This is a genomic window from Oleiphilus sp. HI0061, assembly GCF_001635675.1.
This window is the reverse complement of sequence record NZ_LWFE01000206.1, coordinates 1-1390: the sequence shown is the minus strand read 5'-3', so window position 1 is coordinate 1390 and position 1390 is coordinate 1. Positions and strand designations below refer to the sequence as shown.

The 1390-nt window shown below is 43.0% G+C and carries 1 protein-coding gene; it reads left to right on the top strand.

Annotated elements, in window-relative coordinates:
• Positions 1–1390: NAD-glutamate dehydrogenase domain-containing protein (locus A3735_RS02410; RefSeq protein WP_197485616.1), on the top strand; the 1390-nt coding region annotated here is incomplete at both ends.

The window sequence follows — 1390 nt, the reverse complement described above, 5'->3', positions numbered from 1 at the left end:
ACCACAAGAAAATGGGGATCACTGCAAAAGGCGCTTGGGTATCAGTTCAGCGCCATTTCAGAGAGCTAGGTCTTAATACGCAAACAACGCCATTCACTGCAATTGGTATCGGTGATATGGCAGGCGATGTTTTCGGAAATGGCATGCTGCTATCCAAGCATACCAAGCTAGTAGCGGCATTTAACCATATGCACATTTTCTTTGATCCTGATCCGGACCCTTCAACAAGCTTTTCAGAGAGAAAGCGCTTGTTTGAACTGCAGGGCTCTACCTGGGATGACTATAACAAAGAACTGATTTCTGAAGGTGGCGGTATTTATTCACGTTCCTCTAAGTCTATTGAACTTTCGAAGCAAATGCAGGACTTTATCGGTACAAAGGAAACGCGCCTGGCTCCAAATGATTTGATAAATCGAATACTAAAGGCAGAGGTTGACCTGCTTTGGTTTGGCGGCATTGGCACCTATATTATGTCGAGCAAGGAAACTCACGCGGATGTGGGTGATAAGGCTAATGATGTATTACGTATCACCGGTAAAGAGCTAAAAGCCAAAGTAGTCGGTGAGGGCGGAAATTTGGGTATGACCCAGCTTTCTCGTATTGAGTATGCTCAGAGTGGCGGGCAATTAAATACAGACTTTATCGATAACGCGGCTGGCGTAGACTGCTCAGATCATGAAGTGAATATAAAGATCCTCTTGAATGATATATTGCTGAATGGAGACTTAACTGAGAAGCAAAGAAATAAACTGTTAGCAGACATGACGGATAGCGTGTCTGATCTCGTTTTAAAAAATAACTACCGTCAAACACAAGCAATTAGTATAGCGCTTAAAGATGCGATGCCAAGAATGGAAGAGTATCGACGTCTGATCAATGCAATGGAAGCATCAGGAAAGCTGAATCGTGAACTTGAGTTCCTGCCTTGTGATGACGATATCACTGAGCGAAAGTCTCTAGATATGGGGCTAACAAGACCCGAGTTATCAGTACTTATCTCCTATGTAAAAGGTGACCTTAAAGAAGAGCTTATTAACTCGAACCTTCCTGATGATGACCACTTGAGTGATGAAATTGAGGTCGCCTTCCCACAACAGATAGTCAAGAAATACGGTGCTCAACTTCATGATCATCGCTTAAGAAGAGAGATCATATCAACGCAGGTTGCTAACGATATGGTCAATCATATGGGGATTACATTCGTTGAGCGGTTAAAGCAATCAACAGGTGCAAGCTCCTCTTCAGTTGCTTTGGCTTATATTATCGCGCGTGATGTATTTGACCTTGAAAATATTTGGGGGCAAATAGAGGATCTTGATTACCTTATTTCCAGTGACCTCCAGTACAGTATGATGGCTGAGTTAATGAGTTTAATGCGCAGAGCATGTCG